The organism is Schlegelella aquatica (assembly GCF_026013905.1).
In the GTDB taxonomy this organism is placed as follows: Bacteria; Pseudomonadota; Gammaproteobacteria; order Burkholderiales; family Burkholderiaceae_C; genus Caldimonas; species Caldimonas aquatica.
Genome location: NZ_CP110257.1, coordinates 2,176,224 through 2,200,296 on the forward strand (window position 1 = coordinate 2,176,224; position 24,073 = coordinate 2,200,296).

At 69.4% G+C, this 24,073-nt stretch carries 21 protein-coding genes; 4 read left to right on the top strand and 17 right to left on the bottom strand.

Annotated features, from left to right (window positions below):
• Positions 1-6 precede the first annotated feature (6 nt).
• The 5 genes from OMP39_RS09865 to tsaD all read right to left on the bottom strand — a co-directional run bounded on the left by OMP39_RS09865 (position 7) and on the right by tsaD (position 6,381).
• The gene (locus OMP39_RS09865) at positions 7-993 is read right to left on the bottom strand and encodes an NAD(P)H-quinone oxidoreductase (RefSeq protein WP_264891554.1); all 987 of its coding nucleotides are present in this window, start codon (positions 991-993) and stop codon (positions 7-9) included.
• Between the two features lie 53 nt (positions 994-1,046).
• A complete protein-coding gene (gene pnp / locus OMP39_RS09870; RefSeq protein WP_264891555.1) occupies positions 1,047-3,185 on the bottom strand; it encodes a polyribonucleotide nucleotidyltransferase in 2,139 nt (712 codons plus the stop codon).
• 198 nt (positions 3,186-3,383) lie between these two features.
• Entirely contained in the window at positions 3,384-3,653 is a 270-nt protein-coding gene (rpsO, locus tag OMP39_RS09875) for a 30S ribosomal protein S15 (RefSeq protein WP_264891556.1), read from the bottom strand.
• A gap of 213 nt (positions 3,654-3,866) precedes the next feature.
• Positions 3,867-5,201 (bottom strand): branched-chain amino acid ABC transporter substrate-binding protein, encoded by a 1,335-nt coding sequence (locus OMP39_RS09880; protein ID WP_425340624.1) that lies wholly within the window; start codon positions 5,199-5,201, stop codon positions 3,867-3,869.
• A gap of 148 nt (positions 5,202-5,349) precedes the next feature.
• Positions 5,350-6,381, bottom strand: a complete 1,032-nt coding sequence (tsaD, locus tag OMP39_RS09885; RefSeq protein WP_264891558.1) for a tRNA (adenosine(37)-N6)-threonylcarbamoyltransferase complex transferase subunit TsaD — start codon at positions 6,379-6,381, stop codon at positions 5,350-5,352.
• A gap of 232 nt (positions 6,382-6,613) precedes the next feature.
• On the opposite strand from tsaD, the gene OMP39_RS09890 reads away from it, so the two are divergent.
• A complete protein-coding gene (locus OMP39_RS09890) occupies positions 6,614-6,904 on the top strand; it encodes a hypothetical protein (protein ID WP_264891559.1) in 291 nt (96 codons plus the stop codon).
• A 77-nt stretch (positions 6,905-6,981) separates the two neighbouring features.
• Here OMP39_RS09890 and lgt read toward each other — a convergent pair whose 3' ends face one another.
• Positions 6,982-7,797, bottom strand: a complete 816-nt coding sequence (lgt, locus tag OMP39_RS09895; protein WP_264891560.1) for a prolipoprotein diacylglyceryl transferase — start codon at positions 7,795-7,797, stop codon at positions 6,982-6,984.
• 23 nt (positions 7,798-7,820) lie between these two features.
• Entirely contained in the window at positions 7,821-8,702 is an 882-nt protein-coding gene (locus OMP39_RS09900) for a LysR family transcriptional regulator (protein WP_264891561.1), read from the bottom strand.
• 106 nt (positions 8,703-8,808) lie between these two features.
• Here OMP39_RS09900 and ilvD point away from each other — a divergent pair, with 106 nt between their 5' ends.
• The gene (gene ilvD / locus OMP39_RS09905; protein WP_264891562.1) at positions 8,809-10,488 is read left to right on the top strand and encodes a dihydroxy-acid dehydratase; all 1,680 of its coding nucleotides are present in this window, start codon (positions 8,809-8,811) and stop codon (positions 10,486-10,488) included.
• Positions 10,489-10,543: 55 nt separating this feature from the next.
• On the opposite strand, the gene OMP39_RS09910 is transcribed toward ilvD, so the two are convergent.
• Entirely contained in the window at positions 10,544-10,786 is a 243-nt protein-coding gene (locus OMP39_RS09910; RefSeq protein WP_264891563.1) for a TIGR04438 family Trp-rich protein, read from the bottom strand.
• 152 nt (positions 10,787-10,938) lie between these two features.
• Here OMP39_RS09910 and OMP39_RS09915 point away from each other — a divergent pair, with 152 nt between their 5' ends.
• Entirely contained in the window at positions 10,939-11,247 is a 309-nt protein-coding gene (locus OMP39_RS09915) for a c-type cytochrome (RefSeq protein WP_264891564.1), read from the top strand.
• Between the two features lie 108 nt (positions 11,248-11,355).
• On the opposite strand, the gene pabB is transcribed toward OMP39_RS09915, so the two are convergent.
• The 3 genes from pabB to acs all read right to left on the bottom strand — a co-directional run bounded on the left by pabB (position 11,356) and on the right by acs (position 16,808).
• The gene (pabB, locus tag OMP39_RS09920) at positions 11,356-13,194 is read right to left on the bottom strand and encodes an aminodeoxychorismate synthase component I (protein ID WP_264891565.1); all 1,839 of its coding nucleotides are present in this window, start codon (positions 13,192-13,194) and stop codon (positions 11,356-11,358) included.
• Complete coding sequence (locus tag OMP39_RS09925) at positions 13,191-14,585, bottom strand: MATE family efflux transporter (RefSeq protein WP_264891566.1); 1,395 nt, start codon at positions 14,583-14,585, stop codon at positions 13,191-13,193. The genes pabB and OMP39_RS09925 overlap by 4 nt, the downstream gene beginning before the upstream one ends.
• A 252-nt stretch (positions 14,586-14,837) precedes the next feature.
• Positions 14,838-16,808: an acetate--CoA ligase gene (gene acs / locus OMP39_RS09930; protein WP_264891567.1), complete on the bottom strand. Its 1,971-nt coding sequence runs from the start codon at positions 16,806-16,808 to the stop codon at positions 14,838-14,840.
• Between the two features lie 164 nt (positions 16,809-16,972).
• Between acs and OMP39_RS09935 the strand changes: the two genes are divergently transcribed.
• The gene (locus tag OMP39_RS09935; protein WP_264891568.1) at positions 16,973-17,569 is read left to right on the top strand and encodes a TIGR00645 family protein; all 597 of its coding nucleotides are present in this window, start codon (positions 16,973-16,975) and stop codon (positions 17,567-17,569) included.
• Positions 17,570-17,873: 304 nt separating this feature from the next.
• On the opposite strand, the gene OMP39_RS09940 is transcribed toward OMP39_RS09935, so the two are convergent.
• Genes OMP39_RS09940 through OMP39_RS09965 form a run of 6 tightly spaced genes read right to left on the bottom strand, consistent with a single transcriptional unit; the run spans position 17,874 to position 23,855 of the window.
• Positions 17,874-18,215 (bottom strand): Na+/H+ antiporter subunit G, encoded by a 342-nt coding sequence (locus tag OMP39_RS09940; protein WP_264891569.1) that lies wholly within the window; start codon positions 18,213-18,215, stop codon positions 17,874-17,876.
• A 4-nt stretch (positions 18,216-18,219) separates the two neighbouring features.
• Positions 18,220-18,501 (bottom strand): K+/H+ antiporter subunit F, encoded by a 282-nt coding sequence (locus tag OMP39_RS09945; protein WP_264891570.1) that lies wholly within the window; start codon positions 18,499-18,501, stop codon positions 18,220-18,222.
• Complete coding sequence (locus OMP39_RS09950) at positions 18,498-19,013, bottom strand: Na+/H+ antiporter subunit E (RefSeq protein ID WP_264891571.1); 516 nt, start codon at positions 19,011-19,013, stop codon at positions 18,498-18,500. Before OMP39_RS09950 ends, OMP39_RS09945 begins: the two co-directional genes overlap by 4 nt.
• Complete coding sequence (locus OMP39_RS09955; RefSeq protein WP_264891572.1) at positions 19,010-20,632, bottom strand: monovalent cation/H+ antiporter subunit D; 1,623 nt, start codon at positions 20,630-20,632, stop codon at positions 19,010-19,012. The genes OMP39_RS09950 and OMP39_RS09955 overlap by 4 nt, the downstream gene beginning before the upstream one ends.
• Complete coding sequence (locus tag OMP39_RS09960) at positions 20,629-21,015, bottom strand: Na+/H+ antiporter subunit C (protein ID WP_264891573.1); 387 nt, start codon at positions 21,013-21,015, stop codon at positions 20,629-20,631. Before OMP39_RS09960 ends, OMP39_RS09955 begins: the two co-directional genes overlap by 4 nt.
• Positions 21,012-23,855 carry a monovalent cation/H+ antiporter subunit A gene (locus OMP39_RS09965; RefSeq protein WP_264891574.1) on the bottom strand — a complete coding sequence of 948 codons (2,844 nt, stop codon included), beginning with the start codon at positions 23,853-23,855 and terminating at the stop codon, positions 21,012-21,014. Before OMP39_RS09965 ends, OMP39_RS09960 begins: the two co-directional genes overlap by 4 nt.
• Between the last annotated feature and the right edge of the window lie 218 nt (positions 23,856-24,073).

Below are 24,073 nucleotides of genomic sequence, written 5' to 3' on the forward strand. Positions count from 1 at the left end.
TTCGGGTCACCACACCAGCAGCAGCTTGCCGATGTGTTGGTTGGACTCCATCAGCGCATGGGCCTGCGCCGCCTCCTCCGGCTTGAAGGTGCGGAAGATCACCGGCTGCACGCGCCGCGCCTCGAGCAAAGGCCAGACCCGCTCGCGCAGCGCGCGGGCGATCGCCTGCTTGAAGGCCACGGGGCGCGGCCGCAAGGTCGAGCCGGTGATCGTCAGGCGCCTGCGCATCAGCGAGGCGAGATCCACCTCGGCCCGGGCACCGCCTTGCAGTGCGATGATGACCAGCCGGCCATCGTCCGCCAGGCATTCCAGCTCGCGCGGCACATAGGGGCCCGCGACCATGTCGAGGATCACGTCCGCGCCGCGTTCGGCGGTCAGGCGGCGCGTCTCGGCGGAGAAGTCCTGCGTGCGGTAGTTGATGGCGTGGTCCGCGCCCAGCTTGAGGCAGGCACTGCACTTCTCGTCGCTGCCCGCCGTGGCGATGACGGTGGCACCGAAGGCCTTGGCCAACTGGATCGCCGTGACGCCGATGCCGCTCGTGCCTCCTTGCACCAGCAGCGTCTCGTCCGGCTGCAGGCGCCCGCGATCGAACACGTTGGACCACACGGTGAAGAAGGTCTCGGGCAAGCCGGCGGCCTCGACGTCCGTCCAGCCGGCGGGCACGGGCAGGCACTGCCCCACGGGGGCGACGCACAGCTGCGCGTAGCCGCCGCCTTGCACCAGCGCGCAGACGCGATCGCCGAGCTTGAAGCCGGCTTCGGCCATTGCCGCAGCATCGCCCGCGACGATCTCGCCGGCGACCTCCAAGCCCGGGATGTCCGAGGCGCCGGGTGGCACGGGGTAGTGCCCCTTGCGCTGCAGCACGTCCGGCCGGTTCACGCCGCTGGCGCGCACGCGGATCAGCACCTCGCCCGCGCCGGGCGCGGGGTCGGGCCGCTCACAAGGCCGCAGCACCTCCGGCCCGCCGTACTGTGTGATCTCGATGGCTCGCATCGGTGATCCTTCTGGAGCGCGCGGCGCCCACAGGACGCCGCGCGATCACTCGCTCACTGCTGCTCTTGCTGCTCTTGCTGCTCGGCAGCGGGCGCGATGGGGCGCTCGGCAATGGCCTTCATCGACAGCTTGACGCGGCCCTTCTCGTCGGTCTCGAGCACCTTCACGCGCACGATCTGGCCTTCCTGCAGGTAGTCGGTGACCTTGTTCACGCGCTCGTTGGCGATCTGGCTGATGTGCAGCAGGCCGTCGCGCCCCGGCAGCAGGTTCACCAGCGCGCCGAAGTCGAGGATCTTGGTGACCGCGCCCTCGTAGATCTTGCCCACCTCGACGTCGGCGGTGATCTCCTCGATGCGCTTCTTGGCCAGGTCGGCCATCGCGACGTCGGTGGAGGCGATGGTGATGGTGCCGTCTTCGGCGATGTCGATCGTCGTGCCGGTCTCCTCGGTCAGTGCGCGGATCGTCGCCCCGCCCTTGCCGATCACGTCGCGGATCTTCTCCGGGTTGATCTTCATCGTGTACAGGCGCGGCGCGTACTGCGACACGTCGGTGCGCGAGCCGCTGATCGCCTCTTGCATCTTGCCGAGGATGTGCAGGCGCGCTTCCTTGGCCTGCGCGAGGGCGACCTGCATGATCTCCTTCGTGATGCCCTGGATCTTGATGTCCATCTGCAGGGCGGTCACGCCGGTGGTGGTGCCGGCCACCTTGAAGTCCATGTCGCCGAGGTGGTCCTCGTCACCCAGGATGTCGGTCAGCACCGCGAAGCGGTTGCCTTCCTTGATGAGGCCCATCGCCACGCCGGCCACGTGCGCCTTGAGCGGCACGCCGGCGTCCATCAGGGCGAGGCAGCCGCCGCACACCGAGGCCATCGACGACGAGCCGTTGGACTCGGTGATCTCGGAGACCACGCGGATCGAATAGGCGAACTCGTCCTTGGCCGGCAGCACCGGAATCAGCGCGCGCTTGGCCAGGCGGCCGTGACCGATCTCGCGACGCTTGGGGCTGCCCACGCGCCCCGTCTCGCCGGTGGCGAACGGAGGCATGTTGTAGTGGAGCATGAAGCGGTCCGCGTACTCGCCCGACAGCGCGTCGATGATCTGCGCGTCGCGGTCGGTGCCGAGAGTGGCGACGACCAGCGCCTGCGTCTCGCCGCGGGTGAAGAGCGCCGAGCCGTGCGTGCGGGGCAAGAGGCCGGTGCGGATCTCGATCGGGCGCACGGTGCGCGTGTCGCGGCCGTCGATGCGCGGCTCGCCCGCCAGGATCTGGCTGCGCACGATGCGCGCTTCCAGCTCGAACAACAGGCCGTCGAGCTTGGCCTCGTCGAATTCGGCCCCTTCGGCGGTGAGCACGGCCTTGACGTCGGCATACGCTTGGCGCACCGCCTGGGTGCGTGCCTGCTTGGAGCGGATCTGGTAGGCGGCGCGCAGCTTGCCTTCGGCCAGCTCGTTGATCTTGGCGATGAAGGCCTCGTCCTTGGCGGGCGGCTGCCAATCCCACTCGGGCTTGCCGGCCTCGCGCACCAGCTCGTGGATCGCCTCGATGGCGATCTTGCCTTGCTCATGGCCGAACACCACCGCGCCGAGCATCACGTCCTCGGGCAACTGGTCGGCCTCGGACTCCACCATCAGGACGGCCGCCTCGGTGCCAGCCACGACCAGGTCGAGGCGCGACTGGGTCAACTGCGTCTTGCCGGGGTTGAGCACGTACTCGCCGTTGATGTAGCCCACGCGCGCGGCACCGATCGGGCCGTTGAACGGGATGCCCGAGATCGCCAGCGCGGCGCTGGTGGCGATCATCGCCGGGATGTCGCTCGGCACCTCGGGATTGAGCGACAGCACGTGCACGACGACCTGCACCTCGTTGTAGAAGCCGTCCGGGAAGAGCGGGCGGATCGGGCGGTCGATCAGGCGAGAAGTCAGCGTCTCGTACTCGCTGGGCTTGCCTTCGCGCTTGAAGAAGCTGCCGGGGATCTTGCCTGCGGCGTAGGTCTTCTCGATGTAGTCGACGGTCAGGGGGAAGAAGTCCTGGCCGGGCTTGGCCTCCTTGGCCGCCACCACGGTGGCGAGGACGACCGTCTCATCGATGTTCACGAGCACCGCACCGGTGGCCTGGCGGGCGATCTCGCCCGTTTCCATCGTGACGGTGTGCTGACCCCATTGGAAGGTCTTGGTGACTTTGTTGAAGATGCTCATGGATGTCTCCAGTGTGTCGCGCGCCCTTCAGGCGGCGCGCCGGCCCTGGAGCTCGGTCGCCGAGCGGGATGCCATTCCAGCGGGGCTGCGCGGCAACCCCCCTGGAATGACACAGCAACGCTCGCGGCTGGCCTTGCTCCAAAAAACAAAGAGCCTGTGCAGGACGATCCACACAGGCTCCTCGTCATGCGTTCGACCTTACTTGCGCAGGCCCAGCTTCTGGATCAGCGCGGTGTAGCGGTCCGCGTCCTTGTCCTTCAGGTAGGCCAGCAGGCGCTTGCGGCGGTTGACCATCTTCAGCAGGCCACGGCGACCGTGATGGTCCTTCTTGTGCTGCTGGAAGTGCGGCGTCAGCTCGTTGATGCGAGCAGTCAGCAGAGCAACCTGGACTTCCGGGGAGCCGGTGTCGTTGGCCCCGCGCGCGTTGGCCTTGATGATCTCGGCCTTGTTGATGTCGGCGATGGACATGGTGAGCTTCCTGAATGGAAGCCACCGCCTGCGGGCGACACGGCGCTGCAGGCGAGCGGCTTCGGTTCGACTTGCGGTCACCGGTGAAACCGACCGGTGCCGTGCTTGGCTTGGCCAGCGCGAGGAACGCCGCCCCTCGGACGGTGCCTCGACCAGCAAAGCCCGGGGATTATAGGACAAACGGCGCCCGGCCCTCGGAAACCGCCACGTAGATCATGGACGGCGCATCTGGCAGCGTGCGGGGGGCTGCGTGGCGGCCGCAGGCAGGAAGCGCACGGTGCGAAAGCCGTAGCCCGAACCCTCGTTGTCGAAGCGCACGCCGGCCGAGCCGGCCCGCTGCATGACGCTCACGTAGAGGGGCTGGATGAACTGGTGGTCGGCCGCGCGCATGAGCCCCTGGTGCACCCCCTGCAACGGCTTGGCGTCGAGTCGAGCGCCTTCCAGCGCCCGCGCCACGGCGAGCGGCTCGGCAGAGCCGGCGCGCTCCATCGCCTGCGCGAGCATCTCCATCATCGCCTGCATCCGCATGTGCAGATAGTCATCCGCCGGCTGGGGAAAGCGCTGACGGAAAGCCAGGTAGAACGCATCGGAACTCGGGGTGCCGACATTCGGGTGCCATTCGGCCACCGCCAGGACCTTGCCCACCCCGGCCTCCCCCAGGGCTGCGGGCACGCCCAACGCGTTGCCATAGAAGGTATAGAACCGGGCTTCGAGCCCCGCCTCGCGCGCCGCCTTGACCAGCAAAGTCAGGTCGTTGCCCCAGTTGCCGGTGACCACTGCCTGTGCACCACTCGCCTTGATCTTGGCCACGTAAGGCAGGAAGTCCTTGACGCGGCCCAGGGGATGCAGCTCCTCTCCGACGATCTGCATCTCCGGGCGGCGCTGCGTGAGGAGTTCCCGGCTCTTGCGCACGACGTGCTGGCCGAAGCTGTAGTCCTGCCCGATCAAATAGACCTTGCCTACCGAGCGGTCTTCTGCCAGGACGTCGATCAGCGCGGCCAGGCGCATGTCGGCATGGGCGTCGAACCGGAAGTGCCAGAAGCTGCACTTCTCGTTCGTGAGGACGGGGTCGACCGCCGCATAGTTCAGGAACAGCACCCGCCGCCCCGGCTCGCGCTCGTTGTGCTTGTTGATGGCGTCGACGAGGGCGGCCGCCGTGGCGGAGCTGTTGCCCTGGAGCACGAAGGCGATGCGCTGGTCGACGGCCGCACGCAGCATCGCGAGCGCCTCCTCCGGCGTGCCCTTGCTGTCGAAACGCAGCACCTCCAGCGGACGGGCGCCGTCCGGCAGTCGCACACCACCGCGGGCGTTGATGCGCTCGGCCGCCCACACCAGGTTGCGAAACACCGCCTCGCCGGCGTTGCCGAAACTGCCCGACAGCCCCTCGATCAGGGCAAGGCGGATCGGCTCGACCCGAGCAGCGCGGGCGGGGGAAGCCGCGGCGCTGGCGCCCACGAGGCTTGCCAGCAGCGCGACCACGAGACCCACGACGTACCGCCGAGCCACGGACCGCGACGCGGCACACCACGTATGAGAAAGAAGCTGCATGAGACCTACGACCCTGAGATCGACCGACCAGCGCGGCGCGCAAGGGCGCGACCCGGCTGTCGATGGGAAGAAAAAAAGAGCGCAGGAGCCGACGGCGCGTGGGGCGGAACGCAGGCGGCCGCGCCGCCGAAGGCGCGATTGTAGGGAGTCAGGCCGCCTCGAGCGCCCACCGGGGCCACACGTCGAATGCGTAGTCCCTGCTCGCCTGGGCCTGCCCTGCCTGGAGCCGCATGGCGGCGGCCAGGGCGATCATGGCGCCGTTGTCGGTGCACAAGGCAAGCTCCGGGTAGTGCACTCGGACACCGCGCCGCTCGCAGGCTCGGTTGAGCTGCTCGCGCAAGAGCTTGTTGGCCCCGACCCCACCCGCGACCACGAGGCGCCGCAGACCGGTCTGGCGCAGGGCGGTCAGCGACTTCTTCACCAGCACCTCGACGATGGCCGCTTGCGTGGCGGCCGCGAGATTTGCGCGGTCCTGCTCGCAAACATTCGGGCCGAGGCGCTTGACCTGCGTGAGCACCGCGGTCTTGAGGCCGGCGAAAGAGAAGTCCAGCGTGCCGTTGTGCAGCAGCGGCCGGGGCAGATCGAAGGCGTCCGGGTCGCCGAACTCGGCCAGGCGCGCCAACTGAGGGCCACCGGGATAGCCCAGGCCCAGGAGTTTGGCGCACTTGTCGAATGCCTCACCCGCCGCATCGTCGATCGTCTCACCGAGCGTCTCGTACCGGCCCACCCCGTCGACGCGCATCAACTGGGTGTGCCCGCCGGACACGAGCAACGCGACGAACGGGAACTCCGGCGGATCGGCGCCGAGAAAGGGCGACAGCAGATGGCCCTCGAGGTGGTGCACGCCGAGCACCGGCCGGTCGAGGGCTGCCGCCAGCGCGCACGCCAAGCCGGCGCCGACCAGCAGCGCACCGGCCAGCCCTGGGCCGCGGGTGTAGGCGACGACGTCGATCTGGCTGGCCGCGCAACCCGCACGGGCAAGGACTTCTCGCGCGAGTGGCACCAAACGGCGTATGTGGTCGCGCGACGCCAGTTCGGGTACGACGCCCCCATAGGCCTGATGCATCTCGATCTGGCTGTGGAGCGCGTGCGCCAGCAGGCGCGGGACACCCTCCCCGCGGGCCTCGACCAGCGCCACGCCCGACTCGTCACACGAAGACTCGACACCGAGGATCAACATGGCGAGAGTGTATCGCCCGCACCACACGGGGCCGCCTGGACAGAGCCCGCAGCCCCGCAATGCGCAGACGCTGCGTTTTGTCACATTTTTATCTCGGGGTTTGCACGAGACTCAGCGCCAATCCTCTAGGCAGGGGCTGCGGGAGCGGGTAGCCTGCGCAGCCCGGTGGGAAAAACAACCACAAGAGTGCTGGCGTTCCTGCCTTCGCACTTCAGGACGAGTCGTTGGAACAATGAAGGAATACAAGCTTTCAGGGTGGCCCGAACTGCCCGCGAGCTATCAGCGCACTGCCTATCAGCGCATGCTGCATCAGATGTCGCAAGGCTTCGTGCCCTTCTCGCAGCTCGTGCGCAACAGCGGCTTGAGCCGAGAGCTCGTGCGACAGTTCCTCGCCGAACTCGACCACCGGGGCGTGCTGCAGGAGCGTCTCAGCGACGCTCAGGCACCGACCCTCTTGCGCAGCGCGTTCGCCTGGCCCTGGCTGCGCCGTGCGCTGGGCACCCCCGACATCCGCCGCTCCTGATCGATTCCCCCCCGGCGGCCCGCGCCCGCGGGCCGCGATGCCGAAGCGGCGCTCCGATGCGAGCTCGGCCACCCGGCTCAGGACGGCACGCGCAGCGCATCTTCACGCCGAGCGGCCTGCCACCAGATGAGCGCGCCGATCACGACCATCGGCAGGCTCAACCATTGCCCCATGCTCATGTTCAGCGCGAGCAGGCCGAGGAAGTCGTCCGGCTCCCGGAAGTACTCTGCCGCGAACCGCAAGACGCCGTAGCCGACGAGGAACGCGCCCGAGACCTGCCCCGTGGCTCTCGGCTTGCGGGCATACCACCACAGCAGCGCGAACAGCAGCAGCCCTTCGAGGGCGAACTGGTACAAGGGAGACGGGTGACGGGGGACATCGGTGCCGGATTGCGGGAAGATCATCGCCCACGGCAGCGACGGGTCCGCCGGTCGTCCCCACAGCTCTCCGTTGATGAAGTTGCCCAGGCGACCGGCCGCAAGCCCCGTCGGAATGCAGGGGGCGATCAGGTCGGTGACTTCGAAGTAGCGGCGCTGCCGCTTCCAGGCGTAAACGCCCATCGCCACGAGCACCCCCAGCAGCCCTCCGTGAAAGGCCATCCCCCCCTTCCAGACCGCGAACACCTCCAGCGGATGCGCGAGGTAGTACTCGGGCTTGTAGAAGAGGACGTAGCCGAGCCGGCCGCCGAGGATGACGCCGACCACGCCGAAGAACAGCAAGTCCTCCACGTCACGGCGCGTCCATCCTGCCTGTGCGTACCACGGCTGCCGCACCCGCTTGCCGGCCAGCCAGATGAACAGCCCGAAGCCGACCAGATACATCAGGCCGTACCAATGCACGGCCACCGGGCCGAGCCGCAGGGCGATGGGGTCGAACTGGGGATGCACGAGCATCGGAGATCCTTGGTCGTCGAATGTCAGACATGCGCCCGCACGTGGTCCACGAAGCGTTGGACCACCGGGGCGGGCGAGGCCGTCCAAATGAGGCTCGTCTCGCACGCCAGCGCCGCGGCTCGCATGGGCCGGTACGTGACGCCCGGCCTTTGCAGACGCGTGACGGATTCGGGCACCCACGCAACGCCCATGCCCGCCGACACGAGGTTGACGATGGTCTGCATCTGGATGGCTTCCTGCGCGATCCGCGGCGCGATGCGCCGGGCGCTGTAAAGCGAAAGCACCGCATCATAAAGGGAGGGGGTGATCTCCCTCGGAAAGATCACGAGCGGTTCGCCGAGGACCTGGCGCAATGCCAGCCGCGGCCGCCCCGCGAGCGGGTGGTCGCGCGCCACGGCCAGCACCAGCGGCTCACGCAGCACGCTGAGCGCCTGGAAGCCGAGCGGCACGGCGCCCGGCGCGTGCAGCACGAAGCCCGCATCGAGCGTACCGGCGGCAAACGCTTGCAGTTGCACGTCCAACGTGGCCTCCTGCAGGGCCAGCTCGACGCCGGGGTTCGCCTCCCGGAACGACTTCAGCCAGCCCGGCAGAGGGCCGAATCCGATGGTGGACACGAAGCCCAGCCGCAGCCGACCGAGCGCGCCCTGCGCGGCGGCGCGGGCCAAAGGCGCCAGGGCCTCGGCCTCGGCCAGCAAGCGACGAGCACGAGGGAGCAGGGCCTCGCCGGCCGCGGTCAAGCGCACCGAGCGCCGCGTGCGCAAGAACAGTGGCACCCCGAGCAGGGATTCCAGCTGGCGAATCGCCATCGTGAGGGGCGGCTGTGTCATGTGCAGCCGCGCCGCGGCCCGGCCGAAGTGCAACTCCTCGGCCACTGCGACGAACTGCCGGAGTTGCCTCAGTTCCATTGATATACACAGCGAATCAGTCGTGGATCGAAGATATATTGGAACAGAAGACCGGTTGCGCGCATACTGCGCGGGCTGACCTGTTTCTCCTCCCCACGAGGCTTCCATGAGCTACAACCGCCGCTCCCGCAACATCACCGAGGGCGTCGCCCGCGCGCCGAACCGCTCGATGTACTACGGCCTGGGCTACCAGGCGGAGGATTTCTCCAAGCCGATGATCGGCATCGCGAACGCCCACTCCACCATCACGCCCTGCAACGCCGGGCTGCAGAAGCTGGCCGACGCCGCGGTGGAAGGCATCCGCCAGGCGGGGGCGAACCCGCAAGTCTTCGGCACGCCGACGATCAGCGACGGCATGGCGATGGGCACCGAGGGCATGAAGTACTCGCTCGTCTCGCGCGAGGTGATTGCCGACTGCATCGAGACCTGCGTGCAGGGCCAGTGGATGGACGGCGTGCTGGTGATCGGCGGATGCGACAAGAACATGCCGGGCGGCATGATGGGCATCCTGCGCGCCAACGTGCCGGCCATCTACGTGTACGGCGGCACCATCCTGCCCGGCCACTACAAAGGGCAAGATCTGAACATCGTGAGCGTCTTCGAGGCCGTGGGCCAGTTCTCGGCCGGCAAGATGAGCGAGGAGGACTTCTGCGAGATCGAGCGCCGCGCCATCCCCGGTACCGGTTCGTGCGGCGGCATGTACACCGCCAACACGATGAGCTCGGCCTTCGAGGCTTTGGGCATGAGCCTGCCCTACTCCTCCACGATGGCCAACGTGCACGACGAGAAGATCGAAAGCACCAAGGCCTCCGCCCGCGCGCTGGTCGAGGCGGTCAAGAAGGATCTCAAGCCGCGCGACATCGTCACGCGCGAGTCGATCGAGAACGCGGTGGCGGTGATCATGGCCATCGGCGGTTCCACCAACGCGGTGCTGCACTTCCTCGCCATCGCACACGCGGCTGGCGTGGAATGGACGATCGACGACTTCGAGCGCGTGCGCAAGAAGGTGCCCGTGCTGTGCGACCTCAAGCCCTCGGGCAAGTACCTGGCGGTCGACCTGCACCGCGCCGGCGGGATCCCGCAGGTGATGAAGATCCTGCTCGAGGCCGGGCTGCTGCACGGCCACTGCATGACCATCACCGGCAAGACGGTGGCCGAGAACCTGGCGGACGTGCCTTCTGAGCCGCGCGCCGACCAGGACGTGATCCGCCCGATCTCCAACCCCATGTATGCGGAGGGACACTTGGCCATCCTGCGCGGCAACCTCGCCACCGAGGGAGCAGTGGCCAAGATCACCGGTCTCAAGAACCCCACCATCACCGGCCCGGCGCGGGTGTTCGACGACGAGCAGTCGGCGCTCCAGGCCATCATGGACGGCAAGATCAAGGCGGGTGACGTGATGGTGTTGCGCTACCTGGGGCCCAAGGGCGGCCCGGGCATGCCCGAGATGCTGGCACCCACCGGCGCGCTGATCGGCCAGGGACTGGGCGAGTCGGTCGGGCTCATCACCGACGGCCGCTTCTCGGGCGGGACGTGGGGCATGGTCGTGGGCCACGTGGCGCCGGAAGCCGCAGTGGGCGGCACGATCGCGCTGGTGCAGGAGGGTGACTCCATCACCATCGACGCCCACCGCCTGCTGCTGCAGCTGAACGTGAGCGACAAGGAACTGGCGCGCCGGCGCGCCGCGTGGACGCCGCCGCCGCCCCGCTACACGCGCGGCGTGCTGGCGAAGTTCGCGAAGAACGCCTCGAGCGCGAGCACGGGCGCGGTGCTCGACGCCTTCTGAGCACGGGCGGGATGCCCGGCCGCCTCGCCTTCGGAGGGGGGGCCGGGTCGTCCGCTCAGCGCCGGCGACGCTCCTTGAGGCCCAGCGCGTCGAGGTTCTTTTTCCGGCGCTCGGCGACGCGCTCCTCGATCTTGCGCATCTGCTGGCGCTTGGTGTAGCCGGAGGCGTCGGCCCACGCCCACCACAACACGGCGACGCCGAAGGGCGCCAGAACGGCCCACCACGACCAACTGGCCACCACTCCGAACTCTGCCCACTTGAGCAGCACGAGAAGCAGGCCCAACGCCACGAACCACATGCGATTCTTCTCCTGCACGGCGCCCGGTGCACCGAGCGCGTGTCAACCCGTCCCACTAGAATCCGTTGAGGGAATGTACCCCAATCGACCGTCGAGCCCGCGGTGGCCGCGACGGCCGGCATGACCAACCCCACGTCGAACGAAAGGACGCCATGAAGTACGTCGTTGCCCTCGCCGCCGCTTGCGCCGCGGCGTTTGCCGCTCCCGCCTTCGCCAACCAGCAGCTGGCGCAGCAGAAGAACTGCATGGCCTGCCACGCCGTCGACAAGAAGCTGGTGGGCCCGTCCTACAAGGACGTGGCTGCCAAGTACGCCGGCCAGAAGGACGCGGTGGACAAGCTGGCGCAGAAGGTCTTGAAGGGAGGCTCGGGTGCTTGGGGCCAGGTGCCGATGCCCGCCAACCCGCAGGTGAGCGAGGCCGAGGCCAAGCAACTGGTGCAGTGGATCCTGAGCCAGAAGTGATCGGGCCCGCCCGGCCGACGCCGGGCCGTGGCACTGCCCCGCGCGCCGTCCAGGCCCGCGGGGCTTTCTTTTGTGCTCGCCGTGCCGGAAAGGCGCGGCGCTGTGGGCTCAGCGCCGCTGGCGCACGGGGCGGTCTTCCAGCGTCACGCCGACCCAGCCGCGCAGGCTGTTGACGAACGCCAGCCCTTGCGCTCGGCGCAGGTCTTCGCGCCGCAGGACACGCGGGAGCAGCTTCCCCGCGTCGATGAGGGACTGACGCATGACTCCGGGCAGCAGGCCGCAGGACTCGGGGGGCGTGTACCACTGCCCCTCGATGCGAACAGCCACGTTGCCGCGCGTGAACTCGGTCAGTTCCCCGCGAGCGTTCCACAGGAGGGTGTCGAACACTGCGGGTTCTTCCAGCGCGAGGCGCTCGTAGTGCTCGCGACGTGTCGTCTTGTGGCGCACGAACTCGCTCGAGCCGTCGATCGGCTCGCGCGCGAGCACGACCACGGGCCGCGGCGGCGTCACGGGCAACGGGCCCGGCTCCAGCGCGAGCGCCCCGTCGGCCCCGAGCAGCAGCCGCAGCCGGCCCTCGCGCAGGATGGAGGCCGCGGCCGAGACCTCACGCTCGATGCGGTCGGCGGCCCAGGGGTAGCGAAAGTGTTGCGCGGCGCGCTCGAGGCGCGCGCGATGGTAAGCCCAGCGCGCCACCTGGCCGGCGCTCACTCGCATCGTCTCGAGCAGCTGGAAGGGCCGTGCCGCCCGCTCGAGGAAGCCCCGCTTGACGCGCCATTCCTCGTACTCCGCGGCGGCCCGGGCGTCGGCGGTGATGCCGCTGCCGATCCCGCAGCGGGCCTGTTGCCCTCCCACCTCGACGGTGCGGATGGCGACGTTGAACGTCGCGACGCCCCCGGGTTGGAGCAGGCCCACCGCCCCGCAATAGACCCCTCGAGGCTCGGTTTCCAGCCGGTGGATCCAGTGCATGGCACGCACCTTCGGCGCGCCGGTGACCGAGCCGCACGGAAACAGCGCCCGGAACACGTCGACGAGCGTCGTGCCCGGCCGTGTGCGGCAGACCACGTCGGAGGTCATCTGCCAGACCGTCGGCCAGGCCTGCGTGTGAAACAGGCGCGGCACCCGCACACTGTGCGCTTCGGCCAGCCGCGACAGATCGTTGCGGATGAGGTCCACGATCATCAGGTTCTCGGCGCGCTCCTTCTCGTGGGTGCGCAGGCCCTCGGCCCGACGCAGGTCCTCCTCGGGGGTTTCGCCCCGTGGGGCGGTCCCCTTCATGGGGCGCGTCAGCAGACGCCCATCGCGCCAATCGAAGAACAGCTCGGGCGAGAGGCTCAGCACGTGGCCTGCACCGGTGTCGAGGCAAGCGGCGTAGCTCTGGGGCTGGGCCCCCAGCAGCGCATGGAACAGGGCCAGCGGGTCCCCCTGGAACGGGGTGGTCCACGGGGAGGTGTAGTTGATCTGGTAGACCTCGCCGTCGGCGATCGCCTGGTGGATGCGCGCGATGTTGCGCGCAAAGGCCTCCGCGCCCAGTCGGCTGGCCCAATGCAGGGGCTCGTAACCGCCGTGGCCCGCCGCCGTCGGCCAGGGCTCGAGGGCCTCGAACTCGGCGAACCACGCGAGCGGCAGCCCGCCCGTGGCGGGCTCGTGCACCTCGAAGGCCGGATCGAACGCGGCCGCCGCCTCGTAGGCCACGTAGCCCACGCACCACCGCCCCGCCCGCGCGGCCGCCTCGGCCGCCTGCAGCACCGCGACCACCTCCTCGGGGCGACAGGCCTGGTGGACGGCGAGGGGCTGGACGAACACGCCGCGCACGGGCTCGGCGCCCTCGCACGGCGCGGCGAAGTCGACCCAGGCCACCGGCCGTGAGGCCGACGGCTGCGCCGTCGGCGCCGCTTCCTGCGGCGCTCGGCCGCCTTCCGGCGTGAGTGCAGGCGGGAAACTGCTCATGCCGCCCCCTGCCCCACGACGGCCGAGCGCTCGCGCACCGCCGCCTCGGACACCGCCCACAAGGCCCAGACCAGCCCGACCGAGACGAGCAGGAGGCCCACCACCAAGCCGATCCAGAAGCCGTGCACCTCCAGCGGGCGGGCGAGGAACCCGCCGTCGTAGCCGAGCCAGGCCCCGAGCGGGATGCCCACCAGCCAGAAGGCGGCGAGCATCAGCACCATGGGCATCAGCGTGACCTTGTAGCCGCGCAACGCACCGATGGCACAGACCTGCGTCGCATCGAAGAACTGCCACAGGGCCGCCCACAGCAGGAGCGAAGCGGCCAGGGCACGCACCCCCGGGTCGTTGCTGTAGACAGCCGTGATCTCGTGGCGCAACAGCACGACCGGCCCGACCACGACGGCGGCCACGATCAGACCGAGCGCGACGCCCGTCCAAGCGATCCTGCGGGCCTGATACGGATCGCCCGCGCCCAGCCGGTGGCCGACCTGGATGGCCAGCGCCGAGGAAATGCCCATCGGCAGCATGAAGAGCAGCGAGGCGAAGTTCAGAGCCACCTGGTGCGCCGCGATCTGCACTGCGCCGAACCGGCCCACCAGGACCGCGATGCCGGCGAACGCCGCCACCTCGGCGAGCCCGGCGCCCCCCATCGGCAGGCCGAGCTTCAGCAGCCGCTTCTGGCCTGGCCAGGTGGGCCAACTCCAGCCACCGCTCCAGACGCGAAAGGGCCGGTAGGCCCGCGCGAAGGCAGTCCACAAGACCAGCCCCACCAGGCCGCTCCACATGCCGATGGCCGTGGCCCAGCCGCAGCCGGCGCCACCGAGTGCGGGGAAGCCGAAGTGGCCGTAGATCAGCACCCAGTTGAAGAAGCTGTTGATGCCGAGCCCGAGAAAGGCGAGCACCATCATCGGCTTGGGCTGATTGACACTCGCGGAGTAGAAGGCGAGCGCCCGGAACATGAGGGCCGCCGGTAGGCCACAGGCGATGCCGTAGAGGAACAGCGTGGTCTTGTCGGCCAGCCCCGGTGCGATGCCGGCACCGCGCAACAACGAGGGGACGAAGGGCAGCAGAGCCAGTGGCACCAGCCCCGCCCACACCGCGAGCCACATCGCCTCGCGGGTGTCGGTCACGATGGCGCGGTAGTCGCCGGCCCCATGGTGATGGGCCACGAGGGGGCTGACCGCCTGCACCACGTTCATCAGCCCGATGAAGACCGGGATCCACAACGCCACGCCCAACCCGACGACGGCCTGCTCCTCGGCCCCGGCATGACCCGACATGACCGTGTCGATCAGCCCCATCAGGACGAACGCGACCTGGGACAAGACGATGGGTGCGGCGAGCCGGGCAAGGGCACGGCTGTCGGAGAAGAAGGCAGCGAGGCGGGCCATGGGGCTGGCAGAGGGAAAACCCGCGAGAATACCCGAGGCCGGAAAGCAGTGCGGCCCGGTTGGATGCCGGGCCGCAGGAAGAAGCGATACACCCGCTGCGCGGGCCGGCGCTTGCGCGCCGCCTCGATCAGTGGGTCTGCGCCAACTGCTCGAGCCAGGGATTCTGGTGCGCGCTCACATCGCCTTGCGATATGAGCGCGCCCCGCCCCCCGCGTACCCGCTGCGCGGGCCGGCGCTTGCGCGCCGCCTCGATCAGTTGGTCTGCGCCAACTGCTCGAGGATCGCGGGGTTCTCCAGGGTGCTCGTGTCTTGGGTGATGGCTTCGCCCTTGGCGATGGAGCGCAGCAGGCGGCGCATGATCTTGCCCGAACGCGTCTTGGGCAGGTTGTCGCCGAAGCGGATGTCCTTGGGCTTGGCGATGGGGCCGATCTCCTTGGCGACCCAGTTGCGCAGCTCGTTGGCGATCTGCTTGGCCTCCTCGCCGGTCGGGCGGGGGCGCTTGAGCACGACGAAGGCGACGATGGCCTCGCCCGTGGTCTCGTCCGGGCGCCCCACGACGGCCGCCTCGGCGACCAGCTCGGTGTGCGAGACGAGGGCCGATTCGATCTCCATCGTGCCCATACGGTGGCCGCTGACGTTGAGCACATCGTCGATGCGCCCGGTGATCGTGAAGTAGCCGCGCTCGGCGTCGCGGCTCGCACCGTCGCCGGCCAGGTAGTAGCCCTTGAGCTCCGCCGGGTAGTAGCTCTTCTTGAAGCGCTCCGGGTCGCCCCAGATGGTGCGGATCATGCTCGGCCAGGGCTTCTTGATGACCAGGATGCCGCCATGTCCGTTGGGCACGTCCTGGCCCGTCTCGTCGACGATCGCCGCCATGATGCCGGGGAACGGCAGCGTGCAGGAGCCGGGCACCAGCGGCGTGGCTCCGGGCAGCGGCGTGATCATGTGGCCGCCGGTCTCGGTCTGCCACCAGGTGTCGACGATGGGGCAGCGGCCGCCGCCCACATGCTCGTGGTACCACTCCCATGCGGCCGGGTTGATCGGCTCGCCGACCGAGCCGAGGATGCGCAGCGAGCCGAGGTCGTAGTGGCGCGGATGGGTGGACGGGTTGGCCTCGGCCGCCTTGATGAGCGAGCGGATGGCCGTCGGCGCGGTGTAGAAGATCGTCGCCTTGTGCTGCTGGATCATCTTCCAGAAGCGGCCGGCGTCCGGGTAGGTGGGCACGCCCTCGAACACGATCTCGGTCGCGCCGTTGGCCAGGGGCCCGTAGGTGATGTAGGTGTGGCCGGTGACCCAGCCGATGTCGGCCGTGCACCAGAAGACGTCGTCGGGCTTGAGGTCGAACGTCCACTTGGTGGTGAGCGTGGCGTGCAGCAGGTAGCCGCCGGAGGAATGCTGCACCCCCTTCGGTTTGCCGGTGGAGCCGGAGGTGTAGAGCAGGAACAGCGGATGCTCGGCCTCGACCCACTCGGGCTCGCAGGTGGAAGGCTGCTTGTCGACCAGTTCGTGCAGCCAGCGATCGCGCGACGTCCAGGCGATCTGGCCGCCGGTGCGCCGGTAGACGACGACGTGGCGCACGCTGTCGCAGCCGCCCAGGCCGATGGCCTCATCGACGATGGCCTTGAGGGGCAGTTGCTTGCCGCCGCGCATCTGCTCGTCGGCCGTGATGACCATCACCGCGCCCGCGTCCTCGATGCGGTCGCGCAGCGACTGGGCCGAAAAGCCGCCGAAGACGACGGAGTGCGTGGCACCTATGCGCGCGCAGGCCTGCATGGCCACGACGCCTTCGACCGACATCGGCATGTAGATCACCACGCGGTCGCCCTTCTTGACGCCCAGCTCACGCAAGCCATTGGCCATGCGGCAGGTCTTCTCGAGCAATTCGCGGTAGGTCACGCGCGTGACCTGGCCGTCGTCGGCCTCGAAGATGATCGCGACCTTGTCGCCGCGCCCCTCCTCCACGTTGCGGTCGAGGCAGTTGTAGGACACGTTCAGCGTGCCGTCCTCGAACCACTTGTAGAACGGCGCGTCGCTCGCGTTCAGCACCTTGGTGAAGGGCTTCTTCCAGACGACGAACTCGCGCGCGAGGCGGGCCCAGTAGCCTTCGTAGTCGGCCTCGGCCTCGGCGCACAGCTTCCGGTACGCCTCCATCCCCGACACGTGGGCCCCCTGCACGATCGACGCAGGCGGGGGATAGACCTTGGTGGTGTGCTCGGCGCTGGACATGGATGTCTCCTTCTGGCGTTTGTCGCGGGGCGCGCGATGCCCCGTCGGTGCGGGTGAGTACGTTAGGGCGAGGCTCTTACGAACGGCTTACTCTGCCGCGCCAAGCTTTGAAAGATGGGGCCCCCACTAGAATGCGCGAAATCCGTACTATCCCTGATCGGTCCATGAGCCGTACCCCGACCGAAGAGCGCGCCGCGCGTCTGCGCCCTCTGCCCAACCTGATCTTCGCCAGCCGCTGGCTGCAATTGCCGCTGTACCTGGGCCTCATCGTGGCCCAGGGGATCTACGTCTACCACTTCTGGGTCGAACTGATCCACCTGTTGGAGGCCGCCTGGGGCAGCCAGGCCGCCCTGGACAAGCTGGTGCACAGCATCGGCTACAAGGCCGACTTCGAAATCACGGGGTTGAACGAGACCATCATCATGCTGGTGGTGCTGGCCCTCATCGACGTGGTGATGATCTCGAACCTGCTCATCATGGTCATCGTGGGCGGCTACGAAACCTTCGTCTCACGCATGAACCTCGAAGGCCACCCGGACCAGCCGGAGTGGTTGAACCACGTGAACGCCTCGGTGCTGAAGGTCAAGCTGGCCACAGCCATCATCGGCATCTCGTCGATCCACCTGCTCAAGACCTTCATCAATGCCGGCAACACCGAGACGCAGGTGCTGATGTGGCAGACGATCATCCACCTCGCCTTCCTGCTGTCGGCCATCGCCATCGCATTCACCGACCGCTTGCTGGCCACCGACACGCATTGAGCGCCCCCGGGGGCGTGCGCCCCCCCCCGAGGGGGATGAGCCTGGACACGCGGGCGTGCCTGCGCACGGCCGCGTGCCTGGCGAATCCGAGCGGCATGCTTGCCGCGAGGTGGGCACGGCCCGGCTTCGGGCGGCCGGGCGCCGGGCACATATCTTTGCCCCCGGGGCTTGCGCCCTACCCCCCGAGGGGGATGAGCTTGGACACGCGGGCGTGCCTGCGCACGGCCGCGTGCCTGGCGAATCCGAGCGGCATGCTTGCCGCGAGGTGGGCACGGCCCGGCTTCGGGCGGCCGGGCGCCGGGCCTCAGGGCCGGGGCTGGTCGGCGGGAGGCGGGGCCTTCGCCGGGACGCGCAGGTGCAGCGCCGCCTGCGCGAGCAGGTTGGCCGACACCGGAGCGGTCACGAACAGGAACAGCGTGATCAGAAGCTCGTGCAGGCCGAACTCGCCCTGCGCCCAGTTGACCAGCATGCTGGCCATGAGCACGCCGCCCACGCCGAGCGTGGTGGCCTTGGTGGGCGCATGCAGGCGCATGTAGAAGTCCGGAAACCGCAGCATGCCGATCGCGCCGACCAGCGCGAAGACGCCGCCGACGACGAGCATGGCGGCGATCGCCACCTGGGCCCAGGGTTGCAAACTCTCGAACATGGGCTCACTCCATCACGTCGCCGCGGCTCAGATAGCGCGCCAGCGCCACGGTCGACACGAACCCCAGAAGGGCGACGATCAGCGCGGCCTCGAAGTAGATGTGCGTGTCGAAGCGGATGCCGTAAAGGATCACCAGCGCCACGACGTTGATGTACATGGTGTCCAGTGCCAGCACGCGGTCCGTCGCGTGGGGGCCGCGCAGCAGGCGCACCGAGCACAGCACCAGGGCCAGGCCCAGGCAGGCAAAAGCGAAGTTCAGCGCCCACTCCACCAGCGGCAGGTTCATTCGAAGATCTCCAGCAAGAGCCGCTCATAGCGATCGGCGATCTGCCGCGCCAGCGCCTCGGCATCGCGGCAGTCGAGGGCGTGCACGAGGATTTCGCGCCGGTGCTCGTCCACCACGCAAGACACCGTGCCCGGCGTCATCGTGATGACCGAGGCCAGCAGCGTCATGGCCGCGGGATGCTGAAGCCGCAGGGGGACCCTCACCCAGGCGGGATGGGGGTTCGACCCGGGGCTCAGCACGAGGCGGGCGACGACGAGGTTGGACACGACGATGTCCCACAGCACCAGGACCCCGAACTGGAGGGCCCGGTCGAGCCGGCGCACCCGCACGCTCGGGCCCAAGAAACGGTGCACCAGCCCCGGCACGACGAGACCGAACAGTGCGGCGGCGAGCAGTTGCGAGACGTGCAGGCTCTGCTGCAGCAGCAGCCAGACCGCCGCCAGCAGCACCGACAGCGACGGGTGGGCCAGCCAGCGGCGCTCCGCCGGCGGGGGGGTGTGGCGGCTCGTCATTCGGGGCCCTCCTTGCGCATGGGTGGGCGCGCGCCCCGGCCGTCGTAGGGCCGAACGGTGCCGGACGGCCGGGCGCCCTCGCCCAGCACCGCCCGGGCGTAGGCGACGCGATCGCCGAGCTGCTCGGCGGCCGCCCGGGTGTAGCGCTCGATCGGCGCGGCCAGCACGCTCATCGCCACGCTTGCGAGCAGCAGCGTCCAGGTGGCGGCCAGGAGCTTGGGACTCGCACCGGCCCGCAGGCCCACCTGCGGCCCCGGGCGAACCTGCCAGAACAGGATGCTGCCCGCGCGCGCCAGCCCGATGATGGTCAGGAACCCCACGCCCAACACGACGCTCCACACCCCGGCTTGCCACGAATGAGACAGCGAGGCTTCGAGGATCATCAGCTTGCCGATGAAGCCGGGCAACGGCGGCAGCCCGGCCGTCGAGGCCGAGGCGAGCAGCAGCATCAGTCCGAGCAAGGCCGGCTGCGCGACCGGCAACGCCGGCACCAGGCGGTCGGCCACGTCGCCGCGCTGCGCGGCCACCAGCTCCGACAGCAGGAAGAGCCCGGCGATCACCAGGCTGCTGTTGAGCATGTAGAAGATCGCGGCCGACCACGCGAGCGGCGAGTAGAGCCCCACCGCGGCGAGCACGGTGCCGATCGACGCCACGTTCAGCCAGGCGACCAGGCGCGGCAAGGTGCGCGCGGCCAGCACACCGACCACGCCGACGACGCCCGTGGCCAGCGCGAGCGGCAGCAGGACATCCCGGGCCACGAACGCGGAGTCGCCGGCCCCCTCGCCGAAGATCACGCCGTGGACGCGCACGATCGCGTAGATGCCGACCTTGGTCATCACGGCAAAGAGCGCCGCCACGGGCGCGCTGGCGGCGGCATAAGTGGCGGGCAGCCACAGAGAGAGGGGCATCATCGCCGCCTTGAAGCCGAAGACGACCAGCAGCACCAGCGCCGCGGCTTGCAGCACCGCGGCCTCCGGCGCCGGGACCTGCGCGACGCGCAGTGCCAGGTCCGCGAAGTTGAGTGTGCCGGTCTGGGCGTAGATGAGGGCCACCCCGATCAGGAAGAGCGCCGAGGCCAGGAGGTTGAGCACCACGTACTGCAGGCCCACCCGCAGGCGTGGCCCGCCCTGCCCGTGCACCGTCAGCACGTAGGAGGCGATCAACAGCACCTCGAAGAACACGAACAAGTTGAACAGATCGCCCGTCACGAAGGCGCCGTTCAGGCCCATCAGCTGGAACTGGAAGATCGCGTGGAAGTAACGGCCGTGCGCGTCCCAGCCGCCGGCCGCATACCACAGGGCGGCCAGCGCGATCACGGAGGTGAGCAGCAGCATCGAGGCGCTCAGGCGGTCCACCACCAGCGCGATGCCGTAGGGCGCCGGCCAAGCCCCCAGCCGGTAGACCCTCAGGTCACCGTCGGCCGCCCCGAGAGCCAGGAGCACGGCCAGCACGAGACCCAGCGCCGTACTGACGAGGCCGATGCGGCGCGCCCACAGCAACTTCGGGTGCGCGTGGCCGCCGTGGACGTCGGCGCCCTGGTCGCCCAGCAGGAGCAGCAGCACGGCGCTGAGCGCCGGCAGGAGCACCGTCAGGACGGGGAGGTGGTCGAAGAAGCTCATCGCCGGTGCCCCCCGATGGACGCCTCGTCCTGGTGTGCCTCGTCGCGCTCGGCCTGCCGGTGGGTGCCATCGACGTGATCGGTGCGGTTGTCGTGCCGGCTGCGCAGCGCCAGCTCGATCACGAAGCCGGTGGTGGCAAAACCGATGACGATGGCAGTGAGGACGAGCGCCTGCGGCAGCGGGTCGGCCACCGCAGCGTCGGACAGCAGGACGGGCGGCGCGGCGCTCCACAGCCGGCCCATGGCGAAGATGAACACGTTGACGGCGTAGCCGAGGAGCGTCAGACCGAGGACCACTGGAAAGCTGCGGCCCCTCAGCATCAGGTAGATGGCGCACGCCGTGACCCAGCCGATGCCGGTGGCCACGAGAAACTCCATGCTCATGGTGCGGGGCTCCTCGGGGTGGCGGCCGGCTCCTTGCTGGCGCCCGCCAAGACGGACAAGGTGAGCAGTGTCGACCCCACGACCGTGACATAGACGCCCAGATCGAACAAGGCCGCGCTGGCGAGCGGCAACTCGCCGAGGACCGGCACACTCGGGTGGCCGTGCGCGCTGGTCAGGAAGGGTTGACCGAAGACGAAGGACCCGAGCCCGGTGAGGGCAGCGAGACCGAGCCCGGCGCCGATCCAGCGCACGAAGCGGCGACCGCCGCCGGCATGCAACAGCGTGTCGGCCCATCCCTGGCCCACGGCCATGTACTGCAGCACCAGCGCCACCGCCGTGACGAGGCCCGCGATGAACCCGCCGCCCGGCAGGTTGTGCCCGCGCCAGAAGATGTAGGCGCTGAGCACGAGCGCGATCGGCAGCACCAGTCGTGCCACCACCCGCAGCATCACCGGCTCGGCCCTGAAGCTCCAGGGGCGCCCCCGCGGGTCGAGGGCCGGGCGGCGCACGCGCAAGCCTTCCATCAGCGCCAACACACCGATCGCCGCGATGCCGAGCACGGTGATCTCGCCGAAGGTGTCGTAGCCTCGAAAGTCCACCAGGATGACGTTGACGGCATTGGTGCCGCCACCGCCGGGCACCGATTGCTCCAGGAAGTACCAGGAGATCGAGTCATGGTCGCGGGTGAGCATCAGCCACGTGACCCAGCTCACTGCGCCTCCGCCCAGCAGCGCGACGAGCGCATCGCGCCCCCGACGCCAGGCGGGCGACTCGCGAGGAGACGTCTGCGGCAGCAGGGCCAGCCCCATGAGCAGCAGCACCGTGGACACCACGTCCACCGAGAGCTGCGTCATGGCCAGGTCCGGCGCGGAGAGCGACAAGAAGGCGAGCGACGCCACCAGGCCGACCGCGCCGGCCAGCACGACCGCCAGGAAGCGCTGGCGGTGCATCACGACCAGGGCCGCACCGGCCACGACCAGGGCCAGCCACACGGCAACCGCCAGCGGCGGGGCGGGCAGCAAGGGGCGATCGCCCGCGGCCAGGCCCTCCGCCCCGGGTTGCCATAGGGGCCAGGCGCCCAGCACGAGGGCGGCCGCGAGCATCCAGGCGACGTAGCGCTGCAGCGAACCGTTCTCGAGCGCCGCCGTCAGTCGCCCTGCGCCGCGGAACAAGCCCTCGACCAGTGCCGTGAACACGGTCTTGCCGCCCCAGGCCTTCGTGGTGTAGCGATGCAGTCCGCCCCGCTGCTGCAGCCCCATGTACAGCAGCGCCCCGCCCGCCAGCGCGATGCCGCTCATGAGCAGCGGCCAGCCGAGCCCGTGCCAGAGAGCCAGGTGATGCTGCGGCGCGGGTGCACCGAGCACGGCGCTCGCCGCCACCTCCACCAGGGGCCCGGCGATCATCGCAGGCAGCAGGCCCACCGCGATGGAGATCGCGATCAACAGGAGGGCTGGCAGCTTCATGCCCAATGGCGGCTCGTGGGGGCGGGGGTGAGGCAGATCGCGCGGCGGGCCGTTGAAGAACGTGTCGTGCGCGAAGCGCAGCGAGTAGGCGACCGAAAACAGGCTGGCCAGGGTCGCCAGCAGCGGCACGGCCCAGCTGAGGGTGCCCCACAGGCGCGACTGCACCGCTTGGTCCAGCATCATCTCCTTGCTCACGAAGCCGTTGAAGAGCGGCACGCCGGCCATCGCCGCGGCCCCGAGCAGCCCGATCGTGCCGATCCAGGGCATCAGCCGCATCAACCCGCCGAGCCGGCGCATGTCGCGCGTACCGGTCTCGTGGTCGACGATGCCCGCAGCCATGAACAGCGCCGCCTTGAAGCTCGCATGGTTGAGGATGTGGAACACCGCCGCGACTGCCGACATCGGCGAGGCGAGACCGATCAGGAAGGTGATGAGCCCCAGGTGGCTGATGGTCGAGTACGCCAGCAGGCCCTTGAGGTCATGGCGGAAGATGGCGATGAAGGCGGCGAGCGTCATCGTCAGCAGGCCGACGCTGCCCACGATCAGTTCGAAGGCCGGGCTGGGGCCCAGCACCGGGTACAGCCGCGCGAGCAGAAAGAGGCCCGCCTTCACCATCGTGGCCGAGTGCAGATAGGCCGACACGGGCGTGGGCGCCGCCATCGCTTCGGGCAACCAGAAGTGAAACGGCCACTGCGCACTCTTGGTGAAGCAGCCGAGCAGGATCAGCACGAGCGCCCCCCCGAACCGCGGGTCGGCCCGCACGGCCTCGCCGCGCTCGAGCAACTCGGACAGCTCGTAGGTGCCGGCGATCTGCCCGAGGAGCACCACGCCCGCCAGCAGCGCCAGCCCCCCGCCGCCGGTGACGGTGAGCGCCGTGCGCGCGCCCGCACGCGCGTCCTCCCGGTGCCCCCAGTACCCCACCAGCAGGAACGACGAGATGCTGGTCAGCTCCCAGAACACGACGAGCAGGAGCAGGTTGTCGGCCAGCACGATGCCCAGCATCGCGCCCATGAAGAGCATCAGCAAGCCGTAGAACTTGCCGGCCGGGTCGTCCTCGTGCAGGTAGAACGCGGCGTAGGCGACGATGAGCAGCCCCATGGCCGTGATCAGCCCGGCGAACATGAGGGCCAGTCCGTCGAGTCGGAAACCGAGATTGAGCCCGAGTGCGGGCACCCACGACGTGCGCTCGACCCGCACCTCCCCGTCGAAGACGGAGCCGCCGAGCACGATGAGCAGCGCCAAGGCGGCCAGGGTGACGGCGGCGGCCGCGCCGGCCGCCGCGCGGCGGCGCGCGGGGGTGTTGCGGCCACCGATCCACGTGCAGGCGAGCGTGCCGAGGATCAGCGGCAGGCAGACGATCGAGCTGAGCAGACCCATCGTGCTCCTGCGGACAAGCGGGGGGGGGGGACGGCAAGGCCGCGGCATAGCCGCAATGCATCGCCGGGCGAGCGGGCATTGTAGGAAGCAGCCCCGCCTTCGCCCGATTCAACCGAGCGCGCTCTAAGGGCTCTTGACGGGCTCTTGCGCGCCCCCTGTGCGGTCTGCGGGCAAGACCGGATGGCTTCTTCAGTACACTTGCGGCTGGCCCGGCGGCC

Excerpts from the sequence above, each read along its gene's own strand:
- OMP39_RS09865 (WP_264891554.1), bottom strand. The coding sequence starts at position 993 with ATGCGAGCCATCGAGATCACACAGTACGGCGGGCCGGAGGTGCTGCGG.
- pnp (WP_264891555.1), bottom strand. The coding sequence starts at position 3,185 with ATGAGCATCTTCAACAAAGTCACCAAGACCTTCCAATGGGGTCAGCAC.
- rpsO (WP_264891556.1), bottom strand. The coding sequence starts at position 3,653 with ATGTCCATCGCCGACATCAACAAGGCCGAGATCATCAAGGCCAACGCG.
- OMP39_RS09880 (WP_425340624.1), bottom strand. The coding sequence starts at position 5,201 with ATGCAGCTTCTTTCTCATACGTGGTGTGCCGCGTCGCGGTCCGTGGCT.
- tsaD (WP_264891558.1), bottom strand. The coding sequence starts at position 6,381 with ATGTTGATCCTCGGTGTCGAGTCTTCGTGTGACGAGTCGGGCGTGGCG.
- OMP39_RS09890 (WP_264891559.1), top strand. The coding sequence starts at position 6,614 with ATGAAGGAATACAAGCTTTCAGGGTGGCCCGAACTGCCCGCGAGCTAT.
- lgt (WP_264891560.1), bottom strand. The coding sequence starts at position 7,797 with ATGCTCGTGCATCCCCAGTTCGACCCCATCGCCCTGCGGCTCGGCCCG.
- OMP39_RS09900 (WP_264891561.1), bottom strand. The coding sequence starts at position 8,702 with ATGGAACTGAGGCAACTCCGGCAGTTCGTCGCAGTGGCCGAGGAGTTG.
- ilvD (WP_264891562.1), top strand. The coding sequence starts at position 8,809 with ATGAGCTACAACCGCCGCTCCCGCAACATCACCGAGGGCGTCGCCCGC.
- OMP39_RS09910 (WP_264891563.1), bottom strand. The coding sequence starts at position 10,786 with ATGTGGTTCGTGGCGTTGGGCCTGCTTCTCGTGCTGCTCAAGTGGGCA.
- OMP39_RS09915 (WP_264891564.1), top strand. The coding sequence starts at position 10,939 with ATGAAGTACGTCGTTGCCCTCGCCGCCGCTTGCGCCGCGGCGTTTGCC.
- pabB (WP_264891565.1), bottom strand. The coding sequence starts at position 13,194 with ATGAGCAGTTTCCCGCCTGCACTCACGCCGGAAGGCGGCCGAGCGCCG.
- OMP39_RS09925 (WP_264891566.1), bottom strand. The coding sequence starts at position 14,585 with ATGGCCCGCCTCGCTGCCTTCTTCTCCGACAGCCGTGCCCTTGCCCGG.
- acs (WP_264891567.1), bottom strand. The coding sequence starts at position 16,808 with ATGTCCAGCGCCGAGCACACCACCAAGGTCTATCCCCCGCCTGCGTCG.
- OMP39_RS09935 (WP_264891568.1), top strand. The coding sequence starts at position 16,973 with ATGAGCCGTACCCCGACCGAAGAGCGCGCCGCGCGTCTGCGCCCTCTG.
- OMP39_RS09940 (WP_264891569.1), bottom strand. The coding sequence starts at position 18,215 with ATGTTCGAGAGTTTGCAACCCTGGGCCCAGGTGGCGATCGCCGCCATG.
- OMP39_RS09945 (WP_264891570.1), bottom strand. The coding sequence starts at position 18,501 with ATGAACCTGCCGCTGGTGGAGTGGGCGCTGAACTTCGCTTTTGCCTGC.
- OMP39_RS09950 (WP_264891571.1), bottom strand. The coding sequence starts at position 19,013 with ATGACGAGCCGCCACACCCCCCCGCCGGCGGAGCGCCGCTGGCTGGCC.
- OMP39_RS09955 (WP_264891572.1), bottom strand. The coding sequence starts at position 20,632 with ATGAGCTTCTTCGACCACCTCCCCGTCCTGACGGTGCTCCTGCCGGCG.
- OMP39_RS09960 (WP_264891573.1), bottom strand. The coding sequence starts at position 21,015 with ATGAGCATGGAGTTTCTCGTGGCCACCGGCATCGGCTGGGTCACGGCG.
- OMP39_RS09965 (WP_264891574.1), bottom strand. The coding sequence starts at position 23,855 with ATGGGTCTGCTCAGCTCGATCGTCTGCCTGCCGCTGATCCTCGGCACG.